The sequence below is a fragment of the Arcticibacter sp. genome (assembly GCF_045629565.1).
Classification (GTDB): domain Bacteria; phylum Bacteroidota; class Bacteroidia; order Sphingobacteriales; family Sphingobacteriaceae; genus Arcticibacter.
On record NZ_JAZQRL010000090.1, the window covers coordinates 1 to 3,680 of the forward strand.

Below are 3,680 nucleotides of genomic sequence, written 5' to 3' on the forward strand. Positions count from 1 at the left end.
CAGCGCGGCTTTCAGTCCCGCAGCACTGGTGGCGGGCTGGCAGGAACCGGGACTTATCCCGCTTGAACAGGCCACAGCAGGCCCCGCAGAAGAACGGCCGAGCCGGATGGTTATAGACTATGCGGGAAACCGGCTGCTGGCTGGTCTTCAGAAGCGTATTGAGCAGCAAGCCAGGACAGGAACGGCGAAACGCTTAGCCCAAGAGATACAGCAAAGCCGGAACCTACCTCGGCAGCCTGAGCAGGATGACCATCCGGAAGTTCTTAAGGGGAAAAGGGTAAGATTTGTGTAGTTGACGGAAGTAAATAGCGATTGATCGCAGGGGCTCGTTTAAGGTATACAGATGTCGGCATCTTGCCAGCACCTGTATATCTTAAAAGTTAAAATTAGCCAGCATAACCTGTTGCGGGGCATGGCATAAAAGGAAATAGTTACTTGTTAATGAACACGACGTTATTGGGATTGATACCTACGGTTATAGCATACTTCTTCTTGCCTTCTTTGTCGAAGCAGAACACTTCACCACCTGTTGTATAATTTTTCGCGTCGGTTACGAACACTTCTCCCGTTAGTTCATCAATTGCGACACCATAAGGACTGGTGATCTTCGTGTCGTCAGAAATGAAATTCTCCTTCTCCAGCTGTTCCGTTTTAACATTGAAAACCTTCAGCTTACCCCCAGACGCGGGAATATATCCGTAGTCGCCACTGATCACCATGAAACCACCAGAAAAATCCACTGCTGTTTTTACCTGGTCTGTCTTACTGTCTATCGTCGCCATGCTTGATTTGATACTACCGTAATTGCCTGAGGATAGCACATATACGTCGCCATACTGGTCTGCAACTACACCTCTTGGATTTTCTACTACTGTGATTTTTTTGATTTCTTTCCAAGTTTTCAGGTCGATGACCGAAACCGTATTGTCGTAATTCGGATAGTCTAAACCGCCTGAATTGGCAACATAGAGTTTCCCGTTGGCTATGGCCAGCTGCTCCGGGTTCCTGCCCACTTTGATGTACTGCTCAATTTCCATAGAAGCGGTATCGAGTACGGCTACGGTACCATCAAAGTTGGAGATGTAGGCCTTGTTATTGTTAAATGTGATGTAGCGGGGCTGTCTGCCGACATTATTTTGTTTCAGATCAAGTTTTTTGATAGAGGCACCAGTTTGGGGGTTTACAATTTCCAGTGTGCTGGAAACGTTAACCACGATATACATTTTAGATCCGTATAGCTTCATGTCGTTTCCGGTATCACCAAGCCCGCGCCCGTTCACGCTTGAGAACTGATCGGTAAGGAGGCTCCTGTCTTCGTAGTTGAAATAACTCAGGGACGTATTATTGGCGTTAAAAAGTCCTTCGCATAGTACATAGATACCTTTGCGCTCTGCTTTTGGAAGTTCAGGTTCAGTTTCCGTACGATCGTCTTTTTTACAGCTTTGGAAAATGCTTATTCCCAGAAATAGAGCGATAAAAGCTAGTTGTTTTAATTGCTTCATGATAATTAAATTGTGATTTGAAAAGAAAGCCTCAGCGAACGACCCGGCATGGGGAAGCTTCGTATGAAGGCGTAAGACTGATTGAAAAGATTGTTAATTTCAGCAGTTACGCTGACCGGATATTTAGTTTTCAACTGATGACTGAAGGATAGATCGCTTACCGAAAAGCCGGGAACGTAGTATTCCGGTAAATTTTCACTGAGGTAGTACCGTGAGGAGGAGAGGATATGATTATAGAATAGCCCCGATCGTTTGCCGCTGATACCGGCATTGACGGCGATAGTATGTTCAGGTGTGTAGGGAATCTGATGGAGATAGACCGATGACATGGGGTCTGTAATGTCAAGCGCCCGCTGATAAGTGTAGTTGCCGGATAAGCTGAAATCGAGCTGTCGCCCTAATGACGACTTGGTTTTCATGCCAAGATCCAATCCGCGGATATCGACTTTTCCGAGGTTCATGATCGTCCAGGTGAACAGATCTTTGTTCGGAATGGCAATGATCTTATCTTTTACTGTGTTGTAGTAAGCATCAGCCGTAAAGCTGAGGAAATAGACCAGGGTATTGAAGTTCTTACTGTAGGTGAGGCCTGCATTGTATTGCTCCGCGTATTCGGGCTTGAGGTCACGTCTGCCTGAACGGGTGTAATACAGATCGTTAAAGGTCGGATTCCGGAAAATGTCCTTGTAAAAGAGCCGGAACCGGAGGTCTGCCTCGTTAAAGGGTTTATAGATAGCCGATATGGTGGGCGACCAAATGCTTTTCGAGGGACTTGCGCTTCCTTTTTCGGCCCATTCTGTTATAGTGGTGTTTAGAAGCGTCGCATGTATGCTCAGTTTCTTGATGAGGAATTTAGAAGACAGGGCACTAAAGGATGTAAGACGGCTGGGATAAGCGTAGTTATACAGATCCATATCGAGCTTGTTGTAGGTGAGGTCGCTGGCGAGGGAAACTTCCCAGATAGTGGAGACCGGGTAGGCTAGGGCGACAGACTCATAGAGCTCGGTTTGCTTAAAGCGCTCATCCAGAATACCTGCCTGGTTAAGGTAATCGGGGTCGGTGTATCGTAAATAGTTGTGGGAAAATTTCGCGTTAATCAGAAGCTGCAGCTTGTTACGAAAATGCTGCTGATAGCTGCTTTGAAGGAAAAGATCTCGGTTCCAAAGGTGCTGATTGGAGTGAGGATTATAGTAAACTACCGCGCCGGGAAGTCCGCGGCTTGAATGAGAGTAGTTGATGCGGAACTGGAGGCGGTTGCTGTCTGCTCCGTTCCAATACCATGCCGCGTCAGACTGCACGGTGCTAAGCTGTGCGTTTGTACGAATAGCCAGTGTATCAGACCCATCGCCATCGACCTTATACTTATATCTTCCGTGTGACTTTTGCCAGCTGCTGTTTACATTTAAGTACGATCGCTTACTGATTTGTCGTTGCCATAAAATGCTTGGATGGGTAAGGCCGAAGGATCCTGTTTTAAAGCCCAGTCTGATTCGCTGTTTTTTCTCATTCCCGAACTGAGGCGCCAGGCTTTTTATGACCAGCATGCTGGCAGAGGAGTAGGCCCTGGCAGGCTGCAGCAGCTCAGCGGGATGTCCGTTATAGAGGGTAATGGAGGCGACGTTATCGAGACTGATTTTGCCCAGGTCGATTTGTCCGTTCTGGGCATCGCTGGTTTGTACGCCATCCAGTTGAACACCGGTATGATTTGCGCCAAGGCTCCTGACGGACACCGTTTTCAACCCGCCGATCCCGCCATAATCTTTGATGTTGACTCCGGAGAAATTTCTTATTGCGTCGGCTACGTTATAGGCTGCCAGCTTTTTAAAATCGCGTGAGGAGATCTGCTGCGCGGGATTCAGGCTCTGTAATGTCTGGGGAAGAACCACACGAACGGATACTTCTTTCAAGACATTGCTGGTGTCTGCTTGTGCGAGAAGGGTTGTGCTGACAAAAAGAGTGAATACGAGCGAGAGTAACCGTTTTTCCATACCTGAGTGTTTGCACAGCAAGGGGTATAGGACGGCAATGGAAATACACACGGCATCTTCATTCCAGCTTCAATCCCCGAAAGCTATGAATTCTATAATGCAGTGGCAGGTATTCTGACTTACTCCCCTCGGTATGGTCTTCCCATTCAAAAAATTGAACAGTGACGCTAAGAATATACCTTAGTTTAAA

Annotated in this window: 2 protein-coding genes, 1 pseudogene and 1 riboswitch; of the genes and pseudogenes, 1 reads left to right on the plus strand and 2 read right to left on the minus strand. The window is 47.1% G+C overall.

The features are described from left to right. Positions 1 to 292, plus strand: a pseudogene (locus tag ACKI5J_RS10845) (hypothetical protein); the annotation flags it as partial. A gap of 139 nt (positions 293 to 431) precedes the next feature. On the opposite strand, the gene ACKI5J_RS10850 reads toward ACKI5J_RS10845, so the two are convergent. Beyond that, on the minus strand, positions 432 to 1,502 hold the full coding sequence (locus ACKI5J_RS10850) for a DUF5074 domain-containing protein (protein ID WP_407429372.1): 1,071 nt from the start codon (positions 1,500 to 1,502) through the stop codon (positions 432 to 434). Between the two features lie 5 nt (positions 1,503 to 1,507). Next, entirely contained in the window at positions 1,508 to 3,490 is a 1,983-nt protein-coding gene (locus ACKI5J_RS10855; protein WP_407429374.1) for a TonB-dependent receptor plug domain-containing protein, read from the minus strand. Between the two features lie 86 nt (positions 3,491 to 3,576). Beyond that, positions 3,577 to 3,680, minus strand: a riboswitch (cobalamin riboswitch). This riboswitch is flagged as partial in the annotation.

Bases quoted from the DNA above. Each gene is read 5' to 3' on its own strand.
- ACKI5J_RS10850 (WP_407429372.1), bottom strand. From the start codon at position 1,502: ATGAAGCAATTAAAACAACTAGCTTTTATCGCTCTATTTCTGGGAATA.
- ACKI5J_RS10855 (WP_407429374.1), bottom strand. From the start codon at position 3,490: ATGGAAAAACGGTTACTCTCGCTCGTATTCACTCTTTTTGTCAGCACA.